Source organism: Pigmentiphaga sp. NML080357, assembly GCF_002188465.1.
Taxonomy (GTDB): Bacteria; Pseudomonadota; Gammaproteobacteria; order Burkholderiales; family Burkholderiaceae_B; genus Pigmentiphaga.
The window spans coordinates 45,948-67,995 of record NZ_NINW01000038.1 but is presented as its reverse complement, the minus strand read 5'-3'; the positions used below and the strand labels follow the sequence as shown (position 1 = coordinate 67,995).

Here is a 22,048-nt window from a genome sequence, read left to right as displayed (position 1 = left end):
GCAAGCGCCGGCAGCTCGATGTCCCGAGATGGCCGGCACCGAGTCCCGGGGCGGAAGGACGGCCGCGCAGGCGGCGGCCCGTCCGTTCTCCACGTCAGCCGCTGTTGCGCAAGCCGGCGGCGATGCCGTTGATGGTCAGGTGGATGCCGTTCTGGGTCCGCCCGGCCGGATCGGTCCTGGCGCGTCCGCTCTTGCCCCGGCCCGCGCGGTAGCGGCGGATCAGTTCGATCTGCAGGTGGTTGAGCGGATCGATGTAGGCGATGCGATCGCGGATGGACCGCGCCAGCGACGGGTTGTCGGCGAGCAATTGCCGCTGGCCGGTCACCAGCTTGAGCGCGCTCATGGTCCGTTTCCATTCGTCGCTGATTGCGCCGAATATGCGCTTGCGCAACGCGGTGTCCGGGACGAGCTGGGCGTAGCGCGACGCGATGACCAGGTCCGTCTTGGCCAGCACCATTTCCATGTTGGACAGCAGCGTGCGGAAGAAGGGCCAGTCGCGCGCCATGGCCTGCAGGTGCTGGATGCGGTCGCGCCGGTTGCCTTCGCCGTTGCGCAGGTAGTCGTCGATCGCCGAGCCCATGCCGTACCATCCCGGCAGGAGCAGACGGCACTGCCCCCACGAGAAGCCCCACGGAATGGCGCGCAGGTCCTCGATGCGGCCCGTGGATTTGCGCGATGCCGGCCGCGAACCGATGTTGAGCTCGGCGATTTCCGAAATCGGCGTTGAAGCGAAGAAGTACTCGGCAAAGCCGGGCGTCTCGTACACAAGGGCCCGATAGGCGCGCATCGCCGTTTCCGACAGCCTGTCCATGGTGGGGCCGTAGCTGGCGAACAGCGCGTCCTCGGCCGAGGCGCTCTCGGTGCTGTCGGCCAGGCTGGCCTCCAGCGTGGCGGCGGTGAGCAATTCCAGGTGCCAGCGCCCGATGTCGGCGTCCTTGTACTTGCTCTGGATGACTTCGCCCTGCTCGGTGAGCCGGATCTGTCCGGCCACCGTGCCCGGCGGCTGGGCCAGGATGGCGTCGAAGCTGGAGCCGCCCCCGCGCCCGACCGTGCCGCCCCGTCCGTGGAACAGCCGCAGCCGCACCTTGCGCGCCTTGAAGACTTCGACCAGCGCGCGTTCGGCCTGGTAGAGCGACCAGTTCGACGTCAGGAAGCCGCCGTCCTTGTTGCTGTCGGAGTAGCCCAGCATGACTTCCTGCACGCCGCGCTGGGCATGCCTGACGCGGGCCTTGACCTCGGGCAGGTCGAGGAACTGCGCCATGATTCCGGGGCCGTTGGCGAGATCCGGGATGGTCTCGAACAAAGGCACCACCATCAGCCCCTCGCCGTCGGCGGGCGGATGCTTGGCGCCGGCGCCGCTGCCCGGCGCGATGAGGCCGGTCTCCTGCTGCAGCACCAGCACCTCCAGCAGGTCGCTCACGGTTTCCGTATGGGAAACGATGGCATGATGCACCGCCTGCGCGCCGAATCGCTGGCGGGCCAGGGCCGCGGCGCGGAAGATGTCCAGTTCGCGGGTGGTTTCCTCGCTGTAGCGTATCCATGGCGAGACCAGCGGACGGGCCTCGGCCAATTCCCGGCGCAGCAGCGCGATGCGCGCGGGTTCGTCCAGCGCGGCGTAGTCGGCTTCCACCCCGGCGCGCGCGAACAGTTCGGCCAGGGTGCGCTCGTGCACGTCCGAACTCTGGCGCAGGTCGATGGTGGCGAGGTGGAAACCGAACACGTCCACCGCCTGCCGCAGGGCCGACAGGCGCAGGCGCGCCACAGGCGAGGCATGGTGGCCGTCCAGCGAGGCGGCGATCACGGCGAGGTCGGCGGCGAATTCGCCGGGCTCGGCGTAGGGCTGCGCGGGCGGCGCCTCGCGGCGGGCGAGTTCGCGGCCGGTCAGGGCCCGGGCGGAGGCGGCCAGGCGGGCGTAGATGCCGATCAGGGCGCGCCGATAGGGTTCGTCGCGGCGATGCTCGGAAACGTCGCCGCCTTGCTCGGCCAGCGCGCTCAACGCCTGCGACGCCGGAGTCAGCAGCGAACTCATGGAAAGCTCGGCGCCCAGCGCGTGCGTCTCGTCCAGGTAGTATTCGAAGGCCGTGGTGCTCTGTCGCAGCAAGGCCAGGTTCAGCGTATTCGCGTCGACATTGGGATTGCCATCGCGGTCTCCCCCTATCCAGCTGCCCATGCGCAGGAAGGCCTTGAGCGGACCGGGCTGGGGACCGAACGGATCGCCGGGCTCGCGGCCCAGCAGGCGCGAAAGATGGCCATAGAGCTGCGGGATCACGGCCAGGAACGTACTGCGGTAATAAGACAGCGCATTCTCGATTTCGTCGGCCACGGTCAGGCGGGAATTGCGCAGCATGCGCGTCTGCCACAGTGTCGTGATCCGGCCCAGCAGCGCCAGCGTCTGCTCGAAGGCCTCCTCCGTGGTGTGCGGAACATCCCGGCCTTGCAGCAGGTGGGCGATTTCCTTGTGCACGTCCAACGTGCTCTTGCGCTGGACCTCGGTCGGGTGCGCGGTCAGCACGGGCGAGATCAGCGCGTCATCCAGCAGTTGCCGCATCCGCGCCTGGCCGATGCCGGCCGCCCGCATCCGGGCCACGGCGTCCTGCAGGCTGCCGCGCGCGGGCGCGTCCTGCTGCAGCAGGCTGGCGCGGCGGCGCCGGTTCTGGTCGCGGTCCTCGGCGATATTGGCCAGGTGCAGGTAATAAGTGAAGGCGCGCACCACCGAGTTGGTTTCGTCGGGCGCCAGTTGCTTGAGACGTTTTTCCAGGGCGCGTCCGTCGGTGGCGTTGCCGTCGCGGCGAAAACGCACGGCCGTGCGGCGTACGGTTTCTATGGTGTCGAAAACGCCAGCGCCTTCGCTGGCGCGGATCACGTCGCCCAGGAGGCGGCCCAGCAGTCGGATGTCGTTGCGGAGGGGTAGGTCGGGATCGTGAAGCGAGGAGGTCATGGAGCGTCGCGCGTGTTGTCGTTGGAGTCGGCTGCTGCAAAAAGGCGCCGTGCGGCGCCAGGACAAGCATGCCATGAAAAATGCCCCCACGCTTGCCTCGTCGCGGCTGCGCTGCCCCCCGAGGGGACGCTTTTCATCTTGAGGCGGCCCGGCGATGAAAAGCTGCCGCGTATCGAATACTTCTATAATTCCGAAGGGGGGCGCCGCATGCGCGGAAGCCCGTCCGCATCCAATCAGAGACTCCCTCGTTGAATACCGACCGTTTGATCATCGCCACGCGCGAAAGCCAGTTGGCCATGTGGCAGGCCGAGCACGTCCAGGCGAGGCTGCGTGCGTTGTACCCCCACTGCACCGTCGAAGTGCTCGGCATGACCACGCGCGGCGACCGCATCCTCGACCGCACGCTGTCCAAGGTCGGCGGCAAGGGCTTGTTCGTCAAGGAACTGGAAGCGGCGCTGCACGACGGCCGCGCCGACCTCGCCGTGCACTCGCTCAAGGACGTGCCGGTCGACCTGGCGCCGGAGTTCGCGCTGTGCGCGGTCACCGAGCGCGACGACCCGCGCGATGCGCTGGTATCGCAGCGCTACGGCAGTCTGGCCGAGATGCCGCCCGGAGCGGTGGTCGGCACGTCCAGCCTGCGCCGCGAGGCCCAGGTTCGTGAGCGCCATCCCCAGCTGCAGGTCAAGCCGCTGCGCGGCAATCTGCAGACCCGCCTCGGCAAGCTCGATCGCGGGGAGTACGACGCCATCGTGCTGGCGGCGGCCGGGTTGCGGCGCCTCGGCCTGACCGACCGGATCCGCATGCTGCTGGCGCCGGAGGACAGCCTGCCGGCGGCCGGGCAGGGCGCGCTGGGCATAGAAATACGAGCCGACCGCAATGACCTGCGCGCGGTGCTGGCGCCGCTCACCCATGCGCCCACCATGGCCCAGGCGCTGGCCGAGCGCGCGGTGTCGCGCCGGCTGGGTGGATCGTGCCAGGTGCCGCTGGCCGCCTATGCGCAGACGCAAGGGGATTCCCTGCGGCTGCGCGCGCTGGTCGCCATGCCCGACGGCAGCCGCATCATACGCGCCGAACGCGTCGGACCCGCCGCGCAGGCCGAGGCGCTCGGCCTGGCGGTCGCCGAAGAACTCCTGCAGGCCGGCGCGGCGGATCTACTCGCTACCCTGGGCTGAGCCGCCATGCCGGCTCCGTCACCCGTGCCGACCGTCATCCTGACCCGCCCGCAGGGGCAGAACGGCGTCCTGGGACAGGCGCTGGCGGCGCGCGGATGGCGGGTGCTGGACCTGCCCGCGCTGTGCCTGACGCCGCAGGAAGGCGCCGCGCCGGATCCGGCGGACTTCGACCTCGTCGTGTTCGTGAGCGGCAACGCCGTCCGCGTGTTCCTCGACAAATGGCGGGCGACGGGCGGCCCGGGCTGGTCCTGGCCGGCGCATTGCGCCGCGGCGGTGGTCGGCCCTGCCAGCGCCCGGGCCTTGCGCGAGCATCCGGCGTTCGGCGCCGCGCCGCGATTGCTGCAGCCGCCGGCCGACAGCCCGCAATTCGATTCCGAAGCGCTGTGGGCGGTCCTCTCGGCCCAGGCGCCCCCCGCCAGGGCGCTGATCGTCCGCGGCGGCCACGGCGACCAGGGCAGCGGCCGCAACTGGCTGGCGGCGCGCCTGCGCGAATCGGGCACCGCCTTGACGGTGTACGCCGCCTATCGCCGCCGGCCGCAGGCATGGACGCCGGCACAGATCGAATCGCTGCGCACGCTGGCCCGGCAAGGGCAGCCGGCAACCTGGCTGCTGACCAGCGCCGAAGGAGTGGACGCCATCCGGGCGCAACTCGCGCCTCACGGCCTGCTCGCCTGGTGGGCGGATTGTCGCCTCATTGCAACCCATCCGCGGATCGCCCGGCATTTAATATCGGTGGTCGCCCAGGCGGCGCACGGCCGCGGCGGCCCGCCAATGTTACAAACTTGCGCGCCCAGGGATGAGGAAATCCTGGCCGCGATAGAATCGGTGTCATGACTGCATCCGAGAACGCATCTCCCGCTTCCGCTCAGGGGCCTGCGCCCAACGATTCCCGTTCCGCAACCGAGCGCCTCAGCCGCGCTTCCAAGGGCAGGGCCAATCGCTCCTTCCCCTGGCTGGGCACCGTGCTCGCCTTCGCGCTGATCGTGATCGTGGTGCTGGCGGCAGCCCTGTGGCGCCAGCAGCAGCTGGTCGATGCCATCGGCCGCGAATCGGCCCGCCGTTTCAACGAGATCGATTCCTTCGCGCGGGATGCGCAGGCCAGGGCGCGCCAGGCGCTGTCGGTCGCCCAGGGCAATACCGACAAGCTCGCCGTGCTCGAATCCAAGGTCCTGGAGTCGCAGAGCCAGCAGGCCGCGCTCGAGCAGCTCTACCAGGAACTGTCGCGCGGCGAGGACGAATGGACGCTGATCGAGGTCGAGCAGGCCTTGTCCATCGCCGCGCAGCAACTGCAACTGGCGGGCAACGTGCAGAATTCGATCGCCGCGCTGCAGGTGGCCGATGCCCGCCTGGCGCGCGCCGACCGCCCGCAATTCACCGCGGTGCGCCGCGCCATCGCCCAGGACCTCGAACGCCTGCGGGGATTGCCGTCCATCGACGTCTCCGGCCTGGTGGTGAAGATCGACCAGTTGATCGCGCTGCTCGACCGGCTTCCGCTCCTGGCCAGCGTGCAGCCGGCCCACGAAGCCGACGGCGTTGCGACGCCGGATGCGCCGGCCGCCGAGCCGCCGGCCGGCGAGGACGCGTCCTGGTGGAAGCGCGCCTTCGCCTGGTGGGGGCCGCTGCGCGACGGCTTCATGGACGACATGCGTGACCTGATCCGTATCCGCCGCATCGACAAGCCCGAGGCCTTGCTGGTATCGCCCGAGCAAGGCAGCATGGTGCGCGAGAATCTCAAGCTGCGCCTGCTCAATGCCCGCCTGGCCCTGTTGTCGCGCCAGGAGCAGGCATGGCGCGCCGACCTCGACGCCGTCGCCCAGGCCTTGCCCGCCTATTTCGATCCCGCCGCGCCCGCCACGCGCAACGCCATGGCGCTGCTCAAGCAGATCCGCGAGACCGATATTTCCATCGAGCTGCCCAGCCTCAACGACAGCCTGGCCGCGGTGCGCTCGGTCCTGCCGCGCAGCGCGGCTCCGGGCGTGCAGAGGTAAGCATGCGCACCTGGTTCTGGACCCTGCTGCTGCTGGTGGCCGCCGTCGGACTCGCGGTGGGGCTGCGCTATCACTCGGGCAATGTGGCGCTGCTCCTGCCGCCGTATCGCGTGGAATTGTCGGCCAGCCTGGCGGCGCTGATCCTGCTCGTGCTATTCGCGGCACTGTACGCCGCGCTGCGGGCCATCTCCTGGACGCTGGACCTGCCGGTGCGCGTACGCCGCTGGCGCGCGCGCCGGGCGCTCGCCCAGCAGCAGGAACTGCTCGAACGGGGCTGGATCAACCTGCTCGAGGGACGCTATGCCAAGGCCGAATCCGACATGAGCGGCGTGGCGGGCCAGACCGACGTGCCTTCGCGCCGGGTGCTGGCCAACCTGTCGGCGGCCCGCGCCGCCCACGCCATGCAGGAGTTCGCCCGGCGCGACACGCTGCTCGCGCAGGCGCGCGAAGCGGCGGGCTCCGACACCGCGCTCAAGCCCGCCGTCGCCATCGTCGAGGCTGACATGCTCCTCGATCAGCAGCGCCCCGAAGAAGCCCTGGCGCTGTTGTCCCAGTTGCATGAAAGCGGTCCGCGGCACATGCACTCGCTGCGGCTCACGTTGCGCGCGCATCGCGACCTCGGGCATTGGGCCGAGGTGCTGAAGCTGGCGCGCAATTTGTCCAAGCGCAATGCGCTGCATCCTGCCGCCAGCAACCGCATGATCGCCACCGCGGCGGCCGAGTTGCTGCGTTCGGCCAGCGATGCCGCCACGCGCCGGGCGATCTGGAAAGACCTGAAGGACGACGAGCGCATCCTGCCCGAAGTCGCGCTGGCCGGCGCCGCCGTTTTCGAGGCCGATGGCGATGAGATGCGCACCCGCAGGATCCTCGAGGCCGCGCTCGATGCGCAATTGACGCCGGCCCTGCTGCAGGCCTATGCCCGCTGCACCCCCGAGCAGATCCAGCCTCGGCTCGAGAAGGCCGAAGGCTGGCTGCGCGAGCACCCGAACGATCCCGACCTGCTGCAGTCGCTCGGCACGCTGTGCCTGTGCGGCCGCCTGTGGGGGCCGGCGCAGCGGTACCTGGAGCGCAGCCTGAGCGAGCGCGACGATTCCCGCACGCACGCCTTGCTGGCCAGCCTGTACGACCGCACCGATCGCGCCGTGGAGGCCGTGCGCCACTGGCGGCTCGCGACCGAAGGCATGATAGGCGTGCCGGTGCTCAAGGCCGACGACACGGTGCTGTTCGGCGCCGCGGCGTCGCGCCCGCAGTTCGAAAGCGAGGAGGCCGTCGCGCCCGATCGCGCCGCCGGGCTGTAGCGCCGGCCGGAATCTCCATGCCGGCCGCCCCGCGCGGCCGGTCCAGTAATTTTCTCAACCTCCCAGGCAGTTATGAATCTCGATCGAGTCGGTCCCGGCAAAAAGGCGCCGGAAGAATTCAACGTCATCATTGAGATCCCGATGAACGCGGATCCGATCAAGTACGAAGTCGACAAGGAAACCGGCGCGCTGTTCGTCGACCGCTTCATGATGACCGCCATGCACTATCCGTGCAATTACGGCTACGTGCCGCAGACCTTGTCCGACGATGGCGATCCCGTCGACGTGCTGGTCATCACGCCTCATCCGGTCACCGTGGGCGCCGTCGTGCGTTGCCGCCCCATCGGCATCCTCAACATGGACGACGAAGCGGGCGGCGACGCCAAGCTGCTGGCCGTGCCGGTCGACAAGATCCTGCCGATCTACCGCGACTGGCAGAAGCCCGAAGACCTGCCCCCCGAATACCTCCTGCGGATCCAGCACTTCTTCGAGCACTACAAGGACCTGGAGAAGGGCAAGTGGGTCAAGGTCAAGGGCTGGGACGGCCCCGACGCGGCCCGCCAGGAGATCACGCAGAGCATCGGCCGCTACCAGCAGGCCGGCAAGTAAGACCGGGGGACGTGTTGCCCCGGAGGCGCTCCGCGAGGCGAGCGCCGTTCGATGCAAAACCTCCCCGTCGCGGGAGGTTTTTTTATGCTCGACAAGCGCGGCCGGCGGCGCAGCGGCCTTCAGGCGGGATGGGGTTCGTGCGGCAGCGTAAAGCGTAGCGTGGCGCCCTTGCCCGGCTCGCCATGCGCGACGATGCGTCCGCCGTGGCGTTCGACGATGCGGCGGCAGTGCGCCAGGCCGACGCCCGTGCCTTCGAAATCGCGGTTCGAGTGCAGGCGGCTGAACATCGTGAACAGCTTGCCCGCATGACGCATGTCGAATCCGGCGCCGTTGTCGCGCACGTTGATGGCGATGGTCTGCTCGTATTCGTCGGCCCAGATCTCGATCAGCGGGCTGGGCGTGTAGCGTGTGAACTTGATCGCATTGTCGAGCAGGTTCACCATCACCAGCCGGATCAGGTGCGGATCGGCGAAGACCCGCGGCAGGTTGTCGATGCGCCAGGCGATCGACCGGTCGCCCAGGCTGGCGGTCAATTCGGAACGGATCTCCTGCACCATGGTGCCCAGGGGCCACAGCGAGGGCACGATGCCGGCCCGTCCCAGGCGCGAGAGCTCCAGCAGCGCATCGATGGTGCGGTTCATGCGCTCGGCGGTGGTCAGCAGCGCGGACAGCATGGGCTTGAGGTCGCTGCCGGGCTGCCCGCTCTTGCGCAGCATGATGTCGGCCGCCGACATGATCTGTCGGGCTGGCGCGCGCAGGTCGTGGCTGACGGAGCTGGTGAAGGCCTCGAGCTCGGCGGTACGCTCGGCCACCCGCAATTCCAGCGTTTCGTTCAACTGGCGTATCTTGTCCTCGGTCAGGCGGCGTTCCGTGACGTCGACGCAGAACAATTCCACGCGCTGCTTGCCGTCGCGCGTGACGCTGATCGCCGCCAGTTCGACGTCCCGCTTCTGGCCGTCGAGCGCGACCAGCCGGTAGGGCTTGAATTCCGCGAACCCGGGAGCCTGGGCCAGTTCGTCGATGCGGCGGCGGACCTTTTCACGGTCCCGCTCGATGATGAAGTCGGAAAACGGCCTGCCGATGGCGCGCCCGGACCAGTCCGCCGACAGCATCAGCAGCGCCGCGGGGTTCGCGTAGATCAGCAGTCCGTCGACCTGGCTCAGGATGCCGATCGGCGCGTGCTCGATTACGGCCTTGTACATCGACTCCCGTTCGATCAGCCCGTGCTTGGCGCGCACGGCGTCCGTCACGTCGACCAGCATCATGAGCGTCGCGTGCGCGCCGCCCTGGCCGTCGCCATGAGGCGAAAGAAACACGTCGAACTCGCGCTTGACGTTGTCCGGGGTGGTGAACGGCAGGCGGAAGCTGGTTGCCTTGCCGTGCGACGATTGCTCCATGGGAGGCGCGAGGAGCGAGGCGGCTCGGCGGGGCCAGAGCTCGGCCAGGGTACGCCCCAGCGCGACCGACGAGGGCTTGTCGAGCAGGGCGAGATAAGGGCCGTTCGCGTAGGTCAGCGCGCCGCCGGCGTCGGCAATGGCCACCGCGTGGGGCAGGGCATCCAGCAGCGGTTCCAGGCGCGAGGCGGGCCGGCTGGTCGGCGATTGCGCCGCGCGGGCCGCCGCGTCCTCGGTTGCCGCCTGGGCGGCGGACAGGCAGAGATGGACGATGGCGACCGACAGCAGGGCGGTGACGGCGAACAACGGGGCCGCCGGGACCTCGGGCATGCGCCAGATGAGCGGCAGCGGGCCTACGACCCAGCTCCAGAAATCCAGCAGCGAGGTGAAGACCACGGCGGCCATCGCGAGCAGCGTCGATTCTCGCAGCGGCAGGACGATGGCGCCGGCCACCAGGGTGGCGATGAGGGGAAGCGCGATCGGCCAGTGGAGCCCTCCGGTGACCGAGCAGGCCAGGAGGGCCAGGGCGGAGAGCCCGTAGATCAGGCCTCGCCCGCGTATGCGCGGCCGTACGGCAACAGGCTTGGGGGAAAAGGCTCCGGCATCGGTCACTTGGAGGCTCGCTCGGTCAGCCGACATCGGGAATATGGTATCAATTGAAATAAAGGGTTACTTGTTGCGGCCGGGCCGCATTGTACCCACTTCGTTTTGTGCTGGGAATCTCCTCGTGAGCCTGCTCAAGCCGCGGGACCGATTGGATCTACTCGGTGGAATCGGTCAGGCGCGTCTCGATATTGGCCAGTACGCGGGCGGAGGCGCCCTTGGCCTCGAGCGCGAACAGCAGCAGGGAATGGGCCGTGACCTGGTAGACCTCGCCGGCGTTGAAGACGGGGAGGTCTTCGCGCACGGGCATGTTGGTGTCCAGCAGGCAGGTCCACGCGTCGGGGCCCGGAACGTCGGGCAGTGTGAAGTTGACGGCGTCGTGGTGGGCGTTGAAAACCAGGAGCAGCGTCGCATCCGAGGCGGGCCGCTTGATGCCCGATGCCTGGGCGCGGCCGTCGATCAGCATGCCGAAGCAGCGCATGGCGTCGTCCGCCCACTGTTCGGCCGTCAGCGGCGTGGCGGCGGGCGACAGCCATTGCACGTCGGTAATCGCCAGCGCCTCGTTGTATTCCCCGGTCAGGAAGCGGTTGCGCCTCAGCACGGGCAGGCGCCGGCGCAGGTAGGTCAGCTTGCGCACGAACTCCTGCAGGGCATGTCCGGCCTCGTCGATTCCCTCCCAGTCCACCCAGCTGATTTCGTTGTCCTGGCAATAGGCGTTGTTGTTGCCGCGCTGGGTCCGGCCGAATTCGTCGCCAGCCAGGATCATGGGGGTGCCTTGCGACAGCAGCAGGGTGGCCAGCATGTTGCGCTTCTGGCGTTCGCGCAAGGCCTGGATCGCGGGATCGTCCGTGGGGCCTTCCGCGCCGCAGTTCCAGGAACGGTTGTCGGAATGGCCGTCGCGGTTGTCCTCGCCGTTGGCCTCGTTATGCTTGTCGTTGTAGGACACCAGGTCGTTCAGCGTGAAGCCGTCGTGCGCCGTGATGAAATTCACGCTGGCCCAGGGCTTGCGTCCGCGCCGGTTGAATTTGTCGCCCGATGCGGTGATGCGCGTGGCGAAGTCGGCGGCCGTGCCCGCATCGCCTTTCCAGAAACCGCGGACAGTGTCGCGGAACCGGTCGTTCCATTCCGCCCAGCCCGGCGGAAAACCGCCCACCTGGTAGCCGCCCGGGCCGCAATCCCAGGGCTCGGCAATCAGCTTGACGCTGGAGAGCACCGGGTCCTGCCGGCAACTGTCGAGGAAACCGCCCCCCTCGTCGAAGCCGTGCGCCTCGCGTCCCAGGATGGTGGCCAGGTCGAAGCGAAAGCCGTCGACTTTCATTTCGGTCGCCCAGTAGCGCAGGCTGTCGGTGACCATCTGCAAGGTCCGCGGATGGCTGAGGTTGAGCGTATTGCCCGTACCGGTGTCGTTGATGTAGTACCGGGGCTGGTCCGGCAGCAGCCGGTAGTAGGACGCGTTGTCGATGCCCTTGAACGAAAGCGTCGGCCCGAGTTCGTTGCCTTCGGCGGTGTGGTTGTAGACCACGTCCATGATGATCTCCAGCCCGGCGTCGTGGAAGCGGTCCACCATGCGCGTGAATTCCTGCACCGGATGGCCCGCGAAATAGCGCGGGTCGGGGGCGAAGAAGCCCAGGGTGTTGTAGCCCCAGTAGTTGGTCAATCCTTTTTCGAGCAGGTGGTTGTCGTTGACGAAGGTGTGCACCGGCAGCAGTTCGACCGAGGTGACGCCCAGGCTGCGTATGTAGTCGACCACCTCCTGCTGCTGCAGTCCCGCGATGGTGCCGCGCAATTCGGGCGGTACGGCCGGATGCAGCTTGGTGTAGCCGGCCGCGTGCAGTTCATAGATGACGGTCAGGTCCCAGGGCACGCGCAGCCGGTCCGGCCGCTCGCCGGTGGCCGTGTCGACCACGAGGCATTTGGGCACGAAGGGGGCGCTGTCCCGCTCGTCGAACGACAGGTCGGCATCCGGGTCGCCGATGCGGTAGCCGAAGACTTCCGGCGCCCAGCGCAGCTGCCCGGCGTGTGCCTTGGCGTAGGGGTCGAGCAGGAGTTTGTTGGGATTGAACCGGTGGCCTTCGTCCGGCGCGTAGGGGCCATGCACCCGGTAGCCATACAGCGTGCCTGGCGGCAGGCCATGCAGATACCCGTGCCAGATTTCGTCGGTGAATTCCGGCAGCTCTATCCGTTCTGTTTCGCGGCCATCGGAATCGAACAGACAGAGTTCGACTTTGGTGGCATGAGCGGAAAACAGCGCGAAATTGGTGCCCTTTCCGTCCCAAGTCGCGCCTAGAGGGTAGGGGTGACCCTCGGCAAGCCGATATTGCCCGTTTGCCATGCTGGTTCTTCCGCAGTGACCCGGCCCATAGCATGCAACAGCCGCCGGCGGGCGTCTCCTACGCGAGGTAAAAAAAGTAAGCGAAAAAGGTAGGAGCGCCAAGGCCGCGCATCGCGGCCCCGGTCATGCGTGAAAGCGTTCCGCCGTCAACCCGTCCAGGTCGATGTCGGGCGCGCGTCCGGCCACGATATCGGCCACGACCTTGGAAGTGCCGCAGGACTGCGTCCAGCCGTTCGATCCATGGCCGCTGTTCAGGAACAGGTTGCGCCACCGCGTACGGCCGAGGATGGGCGGGCCGTCGGGCGTCATGGGCCGCAGCCCGGCCCAGAATTCCACCTGGTCCCATGCGAGGCCCTGCGGAAACAGCTCGCGTACGACGTTCGTCAGCAACTCCCGGCGCGCCGGGTCCAGGGCCAGCCCATAGCCGGTGAGCTCGGCCATTCCGGCGGCGCGGATGCGGTCGCCCAGCCGCGAGATCATGATCTTGTTGTGTTCGTCCATGACCGCCATGCGCGGCGCGGCGGCAGGGTCGGACACCGGCACGGTGATGGAATAGCCCTTGAGGGGATAGACGGGCAGACGCAGGCCCAGCGGGCGCAGCAGGAACGGCGCATGGCTGCCCAGTGCGACGACATAGGCATCGGCGTGCAGGTCGCCTTGCGAAGTACGGACCGCGCCGACGGCGTCGCCCGCGCGCGCAAGCGATTCGATGCGCACGCCGTAGCGGAACGCCACGCCTCGCTGCTGCAGGAAGGCCGCCAGTCCCTGCGCGAATTTATAGCTGTCGCCCGAAGCGTCCGCCGGCAGGTGCAGGGCGCCCGACATCTCAACGGAGCTGCGGCGCATGGCCGGTTCCACCGAGTCGATCTCGTCCGGCGCAAGAATGCGCCAGGGCACGCCATATTCCTCCAGCGCCTTGGCCGACAGCCGGCCGAGTTCGAGCTCGGCCGGCGTGCGGAAGAGCTGCAGCACGCCGCCTTCGTGGAAGTCGAAGGAAGGAAGCGCTTCGTTCGCCGCGATCTCGCGCAGGCAACGCAGGCTGTAATGCGCCACGCGCTGCATGCGCAGCTTGTTGACGCGGAAGCGATCGGCGTTGCAATTGCGCATCCATTGCAGCACCCATGCGACCTTGCGCGGCTCGGGCAGCGGCGAAAAGCGGATGGGCGAATTGCGCTGCAACGAAAGCTTGAGCACCTTGGATACCATGCCGGGCGCGGCCCACGGGCCGGCGAAGCTGGGGCACAGTCCGCCGGCGTTGCCATAGCTCGTTTCCCGGCCCGGGCCGGACTGGCGGTCGACCACGGTGACTTCGTGGCCGTCCTTCCAGAGGTAATAGGCGGTAGCGACGCCGACCACGCCGGCGCCCAGCACGAGTACCTTCATGAGTGCTATGCGTACTTATTCGACGGTGATGTGGGCCGCGTCGATGATCTTCTGGTAGCGCGCCATTTCCGAGTCGATGTACTTGGCGAAGTCGGCCGAGTTCTTGTAGGCCGATTCGAAGCCGAGCGAGGCCAGGCGGTCCTTGATCTCGGGCGTGGCCATGATCTTGGCCGACGCGGCGTCGAGCTTCTTCACGATGGCGGCCGGCACCTTGGCGGGCGCCCACAGGCCATACCAGGAATAGAACTCGAAGTCCTTGAATCCTGATTCGCGCATGGTCGGCACGTCGGGCAGCAGCGGGCTGCGTTCGCGGCCCGTGACGGCTAATGCGCGCAGCTTGCCGGCCTTCACGTGCGGCAGCGAAGACAGCATCGGATCCATCATGGCCGAGACCTGCCCGCCCACGAGGTCCTGCAGCGCGGGCGCCGCGCCCTTGTACAGCACGATGGGGATGTCGCCGGTCAGGTTGGCTTCATGCAGGAACTGGGCCGCGCCCAGGTGGCCGGCCGAACCGAAGCCGCTGGTGACGAAGGTGTACTTGTTCGGATCGGCCTTGAGCTTGGAAACGAACTCCTGCACGCTGTTCGCGGGGACGTGGGGGTTCACGCTGAAAATCAGCGCGCCCTGGGCCAGCATGCTGACCGGCGCGAAATCCTTGACCGCGTCGAACTTGATGTTCTTCTTGTAGAGCAGCGGGTTGATGGCGTGGATGGAAGCGTTGAAGTAGAGCGTATAGCCATCGGGCTCGGCGCGCGCCACATAGGCCGCCCCGATCATGCCCGAAGCGCCCGCGCGGTTCTCGACCACGACGGATTGCTTGAGCTCGTCCTTGAGCTTGTCGGCGAACAGCCGGGCCGTACTGTCGACCGCGCCGCCCGGAGCATGCGGAACGACAATGGTGATCGGACGCGTCGGATAGTCCCCCTGCGCGAAGGCCGGTGCGGCAACGGCTGCAGCGCCGGCCAGACCGGCGGCCGCCAGGGCGGTATTCAGGAAATTACGGCGAGTGTAGCGGTTCATGATTTTCCCCATATGCGAAAACAGAATTGTCCCCGTTTTCTATATATTTTTCGGTTATTAGAAAATGCTCCGGTTCCTACTGGCCCAAGCCGGTTTTTCGTCTCCTCCGGCAAAGGGAAACCCACCCCGCGCGGCTCATGCCGCGCCCCTCAAGGGGCGGCGCTGGCGGACCGGCAAAGCCGGATCCGCGGCGCCCTGGATCCAGCACGGCTTTCTCCAATTGCCACATCGTTGCTGCCGCTGGCAGCCAGCGAAGCACAGGTGCCCCAAACCAAGAGAGCGGTACTAGACCCAGGATGCGGTGCATCCGGCTCCGCCGGTCCACCCGCATCGCCCCCTGGGGGGCGCGCGTAAGCGCGTAGGGGGGGCTCAATACGTTCCCGGATACCCCCCGCCATCGATCAACAGGCTCTGGCCGGTGATATAGCCCGCATGCGCCGAGCAGACGAACGCGCACAGCGCGCCCAGTTCTTCTGCCCGCCCGTAGCGTCCCGCGGGATTGTTGCTGCCGCGCTCTTCCCACAATTGCTCGAAGGTCTTGCCGGTATCCTCCAGCATGCCTTCGATGTGCCGGCGCTGCGCGTCGGTGGCGAACACGCCGGGCAAGAGGTTGTTGATCGTGACGTTGTGGCGCACCGTCTGGCGCGCCAGCCCGGCCACGAAACCCACCAGCCCCGAGCGCGCGCCGTTGGACAGGCCCAGCTCGATCTGCGGCGTCTTCACGCTGCGCGAGACGATGTTGACGATACGGCCGAACTTGCGGTCGATCATGCCGTCCACCGTGCGGCGGATCATCTCGATGGGGCCGAGCATCATCGAATCCAGCGCCTGGTGCCAGTCATCCAGCGTCCACTTGCGAAAATCGCCGGGCGCCGGGCCGTCGGCGTTGTTCACCAGGATGTCGGGCGCGGGGCAGGCGGCCAAGGCCGCATTCCTGCCCGCTTCGGTGGTGATGTCGGCCACGGCGACCGTCACCGGATTGCCGGTCTGCGCGGTGATCTCGGCCGCTGCCTGTTCGAGCGTCGCGAGCGTGCGCGCGGCGATCGTCACGTGCACGCCTTCCTGCGACAGCTGGAGCGCGCAGGCGCGCCCCATGCCGCGGCTGCCGCCGAACACCAGCGCCTTCCTGCCTTGGATGCCGAGGTCCATGGATCGTGTCCCCGTCCGGTCAGAGCGACTTCAGCTCGGGCGAGCTCCAGCCGTATTTCTTGTCGAGCTCGAGCTCGCGCACGACGCGCAGGCCCTTCTGCAGTGCCTCGGGCGCTAGGCCCTTGAGCGGCTTGCGCAGCTCGCCGGCGGGCAGGCCAACCGCTTTCATGAGCGACTTGATGGCGACCGGATTGATGGCCGAGTACGAGAAGTGCAGCATGGGCAGCATGTGCAGATACATGTCGCGGAAGCTCTCAGACACTTCGGGCGTCTTCCAGGGCTTGGAGATGACGGCGATCTCGGCGGGCGCGATGTTGCCGGTCATGTTGGCCGTGCCGTGGCCGCCCAGGCTCATGGTGGGCACGACCAGGCCCAGGTTGGGCGAGTCGCAGCACATCACGGCCACGTCGGGACGCGCGCGCAGCACCTGCGCGACCTGTCCCACGCGCGTGGTCGATTCCTTGTGCACCACGTAGTTGGGATGCTTGAAGATGCGCAGCAGGTTGTCCCAGTGCAGGTCGGTCTTCACGCGGGGAGGGTTGTTGTAGATGCCCAGCGGCAGGTCGGTGGCGTCGGCCACTTCCAGGAAGTAGTCCTCGATATCGGATTCCGACCCGCAGATGTACGCCGGCGCGGCCAGGATAGCGCCGTCGGCGCCGTTGGCGTGCGCAAAGCGCAGGTAGTCGATGGTCGTGGCCGTGTTGTTGCCGGTGCAGCCGTAGAAGAACTTCATCTTCCCGGTCTTCATCTTCGCCGTCTCGGCGATGATCTGCTGCCGTTCCTGCTGCGACAGCATCGAGACCTCGCCGGTCGAGCCCATGATCAGGACGGCCGCGGTGCCGTTGTCCTCATGGAACTTCAGCAGCGTGCGAAAGCCCTCGAAATCGACGCTGCCGTCGCTGTTGAAGGGGGTGATGAGGGCGACGAACGACCCTTCGATTTTCATCTTAGCCATTGCGATTCCACCAATTGAATAACTGTTACATGATACTCCGTGGGTCGGGCGCGATCAGGCCCGGCGGGCGACGGGGGCCGATTCGACCTCGGCCAGCATGGCAAAGCCCTGTTCCAGGTCCGCGATCAGGTCCGCCGGATCCTCCAGGCCGATGTGCAGGCGCAGCGCCTGGCCGGTGTAGGGCCATTCGGCCGTCGTGCGGTCTCCCGAGGGGTTGAAAGGGATGACCAGGCTTTCGTAGCCGCCCCACGAGACGCCGATGCCGAATAGCTGCAGGCTGTCGATGAAGGCTTCCACCGCGGCGGGCGAGGCCGGTTTCAGAACGACGGCGAACAGGCCGCTCGCACCCTTGAAATCGCGTTTCCACAGCGCGTGGCCGGGATGGCTGGGCAATGCGGGGTGCAGGACCTTCTCGACCTCGGGCCGTGTTTCGAGCCAGGAGGCGACCTCGACGCCGGCCTTCCAGTGCTGGGCAAGGCGCACGTTCATCGTGCGCAGTCCGCGCAGCGCCAGATATACGTCGTCCGGACCGGCGGTCTGGCCGAGGTCTTGCGTGGTGCGCTTGATCAGCGGCCAGGTTTCCTGCGTGCAGGTGACGATGCCGAGCATCGCGTCGGAGTGGCCGACGATGTACTTCGTGGCGGCCTGGATGGAAACGTCCACGCCGTGCTCGAACGGCTTGAAGAACAGCGGCGTGCCCCAGGTATTGTCCATGACGACCTTGGCGCCGTGACGATGCGCCACGGCCGCGATGGCGGGGATGTCCTGTATCTCGAAGGTCTCGGAACCCGGCGATTCCACGTACACCACGCGGGTATTGGGCCGCATGCAGGCTTCGATGCCGGCGCCCGCGGTGGGGTCGTAAATCGTGGCTTCCACGCCGAACCGTCCCAGCACGCGCGTCAGGAAGGTGCGTGTCGGGGAATAGGCGCTGTCGGTCAGCAGCACGTGATCGCCGGCGGCCAGCAGCGAGGTCAGCGCCGTGGCGCAGGCCGCCAGGCCCGAGGGGTACACCTGCGAGCGGTATCCGCCCTCCAGTTCGGCAATGGCCTCCTCCAGCGCATGGTGGGTAGGCGTGCCGAAGCGGCCATAGGTGCTGGCCCCGGCTTCGTCGGCGGCCCGCCGTTTCTTCTTGTCTTCCCATTCGGCCATGGATCCGTGAAGAATCGTCGATCCTCGGAAGACGGGGGTGTTCACGAGCCCGGCGAAACGCTCGGGGTGCCTGCCGGCGGTGACCAGTCTGGTCTTTTCTTTCATTGCTGCTGCTGTCCTCGAATTCATGTGGCGAGCGGCCTTTCGCGCCGCGCCTCGTCGGCCGTGCGCGGCATCGTCGGATGCGGCGCGAGCGTAGGGAAAGTGTAGGGGCGAGGCGCATTAATTTTTTTTCTTAATGGACTCGCTTTTGTCAGAAAATGGGAAAATTATTTATCGTTCAATGTCTAGAATAGTGATCAATTTCCCATGGATAAAAAAGACAGCAATATTCTTTCTATCCTCCAGGAGGATGCCACGCTTTCGGTCAACGAGATCGCCGAGCGGGTCAGCCTGTCGCCTACCGCGTGCTGGAAGCGCATCCAGCGCCTGACCCAGGAAGGAGTGATCCGCAAGCAGGTATGCCTGCTCGACAACCGCAAGCTGGGCGTGGGCGTGACGGTGTTCGTGGCGGTCAAGACCAATCATCACGATCTGCAGTGGTTGCAGAAATTCGCCGCCGGCGTGCGCGACATGCCCGAGGTGGTGGAGTTCTACCGGATGAGCGGCGAGATCGACTACCTGCTCAAGGTCGTGGTGCCCGACATCCAGGGCTTCGATATGGTGTACAAGAAGCTGATACAGGTCGTGGAACTGTTCGACGTGAGTTCGAGTTTCGCGATGGAAGAACTGAAGTACACGACGGCGCTGCCGTTGGACTACGCGTGACCTTGCCTATCAACCAAGAGCTGTGCCATGCCTGCAGAGACCAAACGTTATCCCTCGCTGTCGCACTGGGGAGCCTTTACCGCCGTGGTCGAAGACGGCCGGCTGCGCGCCTGCGAGCCGTTTCCCCATGACCCCGCGCCTTCGGCGATCCTGCAATCCATGCCGGGCATGGTGCATTCTCCGTTGCGCATCGCCCGGCCGGCGGTGCGCCGGAGCTGGCTGCGCGACCGCGGCGCGGCCGACGGCTCGGCCCGCGGCACGGAGCCCTTCGTCGAGGTGGAGTGGGACGTCGCCCTCAGGCTGGTCGCCGACGAACTGGCGCGCGTGCGCGCGCAGCACGGCGATGCCGCCATCTTCGGCGGATCCTATGGCTGGTCGTCGGCGGGCCGGCTGCATCACGCGCGTACCCTCACGCACCGCTTCCTGAATGCCGGCGGCGGGTGCGTGAACCAGGCCGGCAACTACAGCTGGGGCGCGGCGCAGTTCCTGCTGCCGCACGTCATCGGCACGTATGCGCCGGTGACCGGCCGCGTCACCGACTGGAAGAGCGTCGAGGCGCATACCCGGCTGTTCCTCGCCTTCGGCGGCCTGCCGCTGCGAAATACGCAGATCACCTCCGGCGGCGCGGGCGAGCATTCGGCGCCGAAGTGGCTCGAGCGCGCCCGCCGCGCCGGCATCGAGTTCGTCGTGGTCAGTCCCACGCGCGCGGACGTGCCGGAAGGCGTGGCGGCGCGCTGGATACCCATCCGGCCCAACACCGATACCGCCATGATGCTGGCGATGGTGCACACGCTGGTGTCCGAGCAGCGCCACGCCGCCGATTTCGTCCGCACCCACTGCGCCGGTTTCGACCGCTTTGCCGACTACGTACTGGGCAAGACCGACGGCATCGCCAAGAATGCGGAATGGGCCGAACGCGTGTGCGGCGTCCCGGCGGGCGAGATCCGCGATCTCGCCCGCCGGGCGGCGGGGACGCGCACGCTGCTCAGCTGCACGTGGTCGCTGCAGCGCGCCCATCGCGGCGAGCAGCCGTACTGGGCGGTCATCGCGCTGGCGGCGGCGCTGGGCCAGATCGGCCTGCCCGGCGGCGGGTTCGCGTTCGGCCACGGGTCCATGAACGGGGTGGGCAATCCCCGGCCCGGCGTCGCCGCGCCCGAGATGAGCGCGGGCCGCAATCCGACCGGCCGCTCCATCCCCGTCGCGCGCATCGCCGACATGCTGCTGCAACCCGGCGAGCCCTTCGAGTTCAACGGCAAACGCGATACCTATCCGGACATCCGGCTGGTGTACTGGGCCGGCGGCAACCCTTTCCACCACCACCAGGACCTGAACCGGCTGATGCGCGCATGGAGCCGGCCCGAAACCATCATCGTGCACGACAGCTGGTGGACGCCGACCGCGAGGCGCGGCGACATCGTGCTGCCCGCCACCACCACGCTCGAACGCAACGACATCGGCGGCTCGTCGCGCGACCGCTTCGTGCTGGCCATGCACCGGGCACTGGCGCCGCATGCGCAAAGCCGGAACGACTTCGACATCTACCGTGAACTGTCCGCCATGGCAGGCCACGAAGCCGCCTTCACCGAAGGCCGCGACGAGTTCCAGTGGCTGCGCCATATCTACGACAACCTGGCCAGGAATTGGCGCGACGGCGGCTTCGACGCGCCGGCATTCGACGCATTCTGGGAGGCCGGCTACCTGGAGCTGCCCGAGCCTTCGCGCGAATTCGTCCTGTTCGAGGACTTCCGCCGCGACCCTGAGGCCCATCCGCTGCAAACTCCCTCGGGGAAGATCGAGATCTATTCCGAGCGCATCGCCGGTTTCGGCTACGACGACTGCCCGCCGCACCCGTCCTGGGTCGAGCCGGTGGAATGGCTGGGTGCCGAGGCGGCCGTCCGCTTTCCGCTGCACCTGGTGACCTCGCAGCCCGGGGACAAGCTTCATTCGCAGCTGGATGCGGGCTCGGTCTCGGTAGCGGGCAAGATCCACGGACGCGAACGCGTGCACATGTCCGAGGTGGATGCCGCCAGCCGCGGCATTGCGCATGGCGACCTGGTCAAGGTGTACAACGACCGCGGGGCCTGCGTCGCGGCGGCCGTGGTCAGCGCCGGCGTGATGCCCGGCGTGGCGATCATGTCCACCGGCGCATGGTTCGATCCCGAGGGCGTCGACCTGGAGCGGCACGGCAATCCCAACGTGCTGACCGTCGACGTCGGCACTTCGCGCCTGGCCCAGGCTCCCAGCGCGCTGTCGGCGCTCGTGGACATCCGCAAGTGGGAAGGCGAGGCGCCGGCGGTGCGGGCGTTCGAGGTGCCCGAGCTGGCGGCGCAAGCATGACGCCGGTCACGCGCCCACCTCGGGCGGCGGCTCGAGGCGGCGCTTCTGCCGGCGGAACTGGGCCGGGGTCAGGCGGGTATAGGCCTTGAATCGCTTGGCGAAATGCGCGTGATCGAGGAAGCCTGAAGAGATCGCGATCTTCTGCAAGGGCATGTCGGTGTAGGCCAGCAGGTTCTTCGAGTTTTCCAGGCGGATCTGGTCGAGCAGCGGCTTGAACGACTTCCCCGTCTCGTGCTTGAGCAGGTGAGTGAGATAGGTGCCGGTCAGGTGTACTTTCTCGGCGACGTCCGAGAGCGTCAAGGGCCTGTCGAAGTTCTCTTGAAGGAAGCTCAGCGCGGCGCGGGCACGCTTGTCGAGGCAAGGCGCGACGGCATTGGACTTGTCGATCCGCTTGAATTCATCGCTGTAGCGCCTGGCCACGGTCGTCAGCAGCAGGGTCAGTTCGGCCCTGACCTCCGCCTGGTCCAGGATGCCCTTGCGCTCGCAGGCGGCACGGATCCGCTCGCAGCGCTCGCGCATCTGCTGTGTTGCCTCGGCGTCGAGCTCGTAGGTGCAGAAACGCTGGTACACGAACGGAGCCAGTTCGGGGAGCGCATACAGCTGGGAGTCCTGGGCGGCTATTTCGGAAACGGAGAATCCTCGCCGCAGGAAGGGGGCGTCGAAGTACAGGACGTAGCATTCGGCGTCTTCGGGAAAGACGACCTGGTGGATCGTGTAGGGGCTGACGAAGAAAATGTGGCCGGCGCTGGCCTGGACGATTCTTCCCGCGATGTCGTGGACGGCGCTGCCCGACGCGACGAAGAAAATCTGGAAGAAGCTGTGGCGGTGCGCGGGCATGTTGCGCTCGGCGGATTCGGTGCTGCGGATGCCGACTCCTTCCCAGCAGAAGCGCTTCTGGGCAAGCGAGAAGGTGGGTATCGTCTTCGTCCCCATCGAGAGCAACTCCGAGA

Annotated in this window: 16 protein-coding genes; 7 read left to right on the top strand and 9 right to left on the bottom strand. The window is 67.4% G+C overall.

The window, feature by feature from the left end:
* Positions 1 to 94: 94 nt before the first annotated feature.
* Positions 95 to 2,938 carry a phosphoenolpyruvate carboxylase gene (ppc, locus tag CDO44_RS17305; RefSeq protein ID WP_087781527.1) on the bottom strand — a complete coding sequence of 948 codons (2,844 nt, stop codon included), beginning with the start codon at positions 2,936 to 2,938 and terminating at the stop codon, positions 95 to 97.
* Between the two features lie 248 nt (positions 2,939 to 3,186).
* On the opposite strand from ppc, the gene hemC reads away from it, so the two are divergent.
* The 5 genes from hemC to ppa all read left to right on the top strand — a co-directional run bounded on the left by hemC (position 3,187) and on the right by ppa (position 8,005).
* The gene (gene hemC, locus CDO44_RS17300; protein ID WP_304528378.1) at positions 3,187 to 4,110 is read left to right on the top strand and encodes a hydroxymethylbilane synthase; all 924 of its coding nucleotides are present in this window, start codon (positions 3,187 to 3,189) and stop codon (positions 4,108 to 4,110) included.
* A gap of 6 nt (positions 4,111 to 4,116) precedes the next feature.
* A complete protein-coding gene (locus tag CDO44_RS17295; protein ID WP_087781526.1) occupies positions 4,117 to 4,944 on the top strand; it encodes a uroporphyrinogen-III synthase in 828 nt (275 codons plus the stop codon).
* The gene (locus CDO44_RS17290; protein WP_087781525.1) at positions 4,941 to 6,098 is read left to right on the top strand and encodes a uroporphyrinogen-III C-methyltransferase; all 1,158 of its coding nucleotides are present in this window, start codon (positions 4,941 to 4,943) and stop codon (positions 6,096 to 6,098) included. The genes CDO44_RS17295 and CDO44_RS17290 overlap by 4 nt, the downstream gene beginning before the upstream one ends.
* Before the next feature lie 2 nt (positions 6,099 to 6,100).
* The gene (locus CDO44_RS17285; protein ID WP_087781524.1) at positions 6,101 to 7,396 is read left to right on the top strand and encodes a heme biosynthesis HemY N-terminal domain-containing protein; all 1,296 of its coding nucleotides are present in this window, start codon (positions 6,101 to 6,103) and stop codon (positions 7,394 to 7,396) included.
* 72 nt (positions 7,397 to 7,468) lie between these two features.
* Complete coding sequence (ppa, locus tag CDO44_RS17280; protein ID WP_087781523.1) at positions 7,469 to 8,005, top strand: inorganic diphosphatase; 537 nt, start codon at positions 7,469 to 7,471, stop codon at positions 8,003 to 8,005.
* Between the two features lie 119 nt (positions 8,006 to 8,124).
* On the opposite strand, the gene CDO44_RS17275 is transcribed toward ppa, so the two are convergent.
* From CDO44_RS17275 to metC, 7 genes are all read right to left on the bottom strand, one after another.
* Positions 8,125 to 10,011 (bottom strand): ATP-binding protein, encoded by a 1,887-nt coding sequence (locus CDO44_RS17275; protein WP_158213321.1) that lies wholly within the window; start codon positions 10,009 to 10,011, stop codon positions 8,125 to 8,127.
* Positions 10,012 to 10,159: 148 nt separating this feature from the next.
* Entirely contained in the window at positions 10,160 to 12,334 is a 2,175-nt protein-coding gene (gene glgX, locus CDO44_RS17270) for a glycogen debranching protein GlgX (protein WP_087781521.1), read from the bottom strand.
* Between the two features lie 123 nt (positions 12,335 to 12,457).
* On the bottom strand, positions 12,458 to 13,717 hold the full coding sequence (locus CDO44_RS17265; RefSeq protein ID WP_087781520.1) for a D-amino acid dehydrogenase: 1,260 nt from the start codon (positions 13,715 to 13,717) through the stop codon (positions 12,458 to 12,460).
* A 15-nt stretch (positions 13,718 to 13,732) separates the two neighbouring features.
* Positions 13,733 to 14,737 (bottom strand): tripartite tricarboxylate transporter substrate binding protein, encoded by a 1,005-nt coding sequence (locus CDO44_RS17260; RefSeq protein ID WP_087781519.1) that lies wholly within the window; start codon positions 14,735 to 14,737, stop codon positions 13,733 to 13,735.
* A gap of 369 nt (positions 14,738 to 15,106) precedes the next feature.
* Positions 15,107 to 15,886: an SDR family oxidoreductase gene (locus CDO44_RS17255; RefSeq protein ID WP_087781518.1), complete on the bottom strand. Its 780-nt coding sequence runs from the start codon at positions 15,884 to 15,886 to the stop codon at positions 15,107 to 15,109.
* Positions 15,887 to 15,905: 19 nt separating this feature from the next.
* Positions 15,906 to 16,841, bottom strand: a complete 936-nt coding sequence (locus CDO44_RS17250; RefSeq protein ID WP_087781517.1) for a 4-hydroxy-tetrahydrodipicolinate synthase — start codon at positions 16,839 to 16,841, stop codon at positions 15,906 to 15,908.
* A gap of 54 nt (positions 16,842 to 16,895) precedes the next feature.
* A complete protein-coding gene (metC, locus tag CDO44_RS17245) occupies positions 16,896 to 18,098 on the bottom strand; it encodes a cystathionine beta-lyase (protein WP_087781516.1) in 1,203 nt (400 codons plus the stop codon).
* 204 nt (positions 18,099 to 18,302) lie between these two features.
* Here metC and CDO44_RS17240 point away from each other — a divergent pair, with 204 nt between their 5' ends.
* Both CDO44_RS17240 and CDO44_RS17235 read left to right on the top strand, forming a co-directional pair.
* Positions 18,303 to 18,761 carry an Lrp/AsnC family transcriptional regulator gene (locus tag CDO44_RS17240; protein ID WP_087781515.1) on the top strand — a complete coding sequence of 153 codons (459 nt, stop codon included), beginning with the start codon at positions 18,303 to 18,305 and terminating at the stop codon, positions 18,759 to 18,761.
* 27 nt (positions 18,762 to 18,788) lie between these two features.
* Positions 18,789 to 21,098: a molybdopterin-dependent oxidoreductase gene (locus CDO44_RS17235; RefSeq protein ID WP_087781514.1), complete on the top strand. Its 2,310-nt coding sequence runs from the start codon at positions 18,789 to 18,791 to the stop codon at positions 21,096 to 21,098.
* A gap of 6 nt (positions 21,099 to 21,104) precedes the next feature.
* On the opposite strand, the gene CDO44_RS17230 is transcribed toward CDO44_RS17235, so the two are convergent.
* Positions 21,105 to 22,031, bottom strand: a complete 927-nt coding sequence (locus CDO44_RS17230; protein ID WP_087781513.1) for an AraC family transcriptional regulator — start codon at positions 22,029 to 22,031, stop codon at positions 21,105 to 21,107.
* Between the last annotated feature and the right edge of the window lie 17 nt (positions 22,032 to 22,048).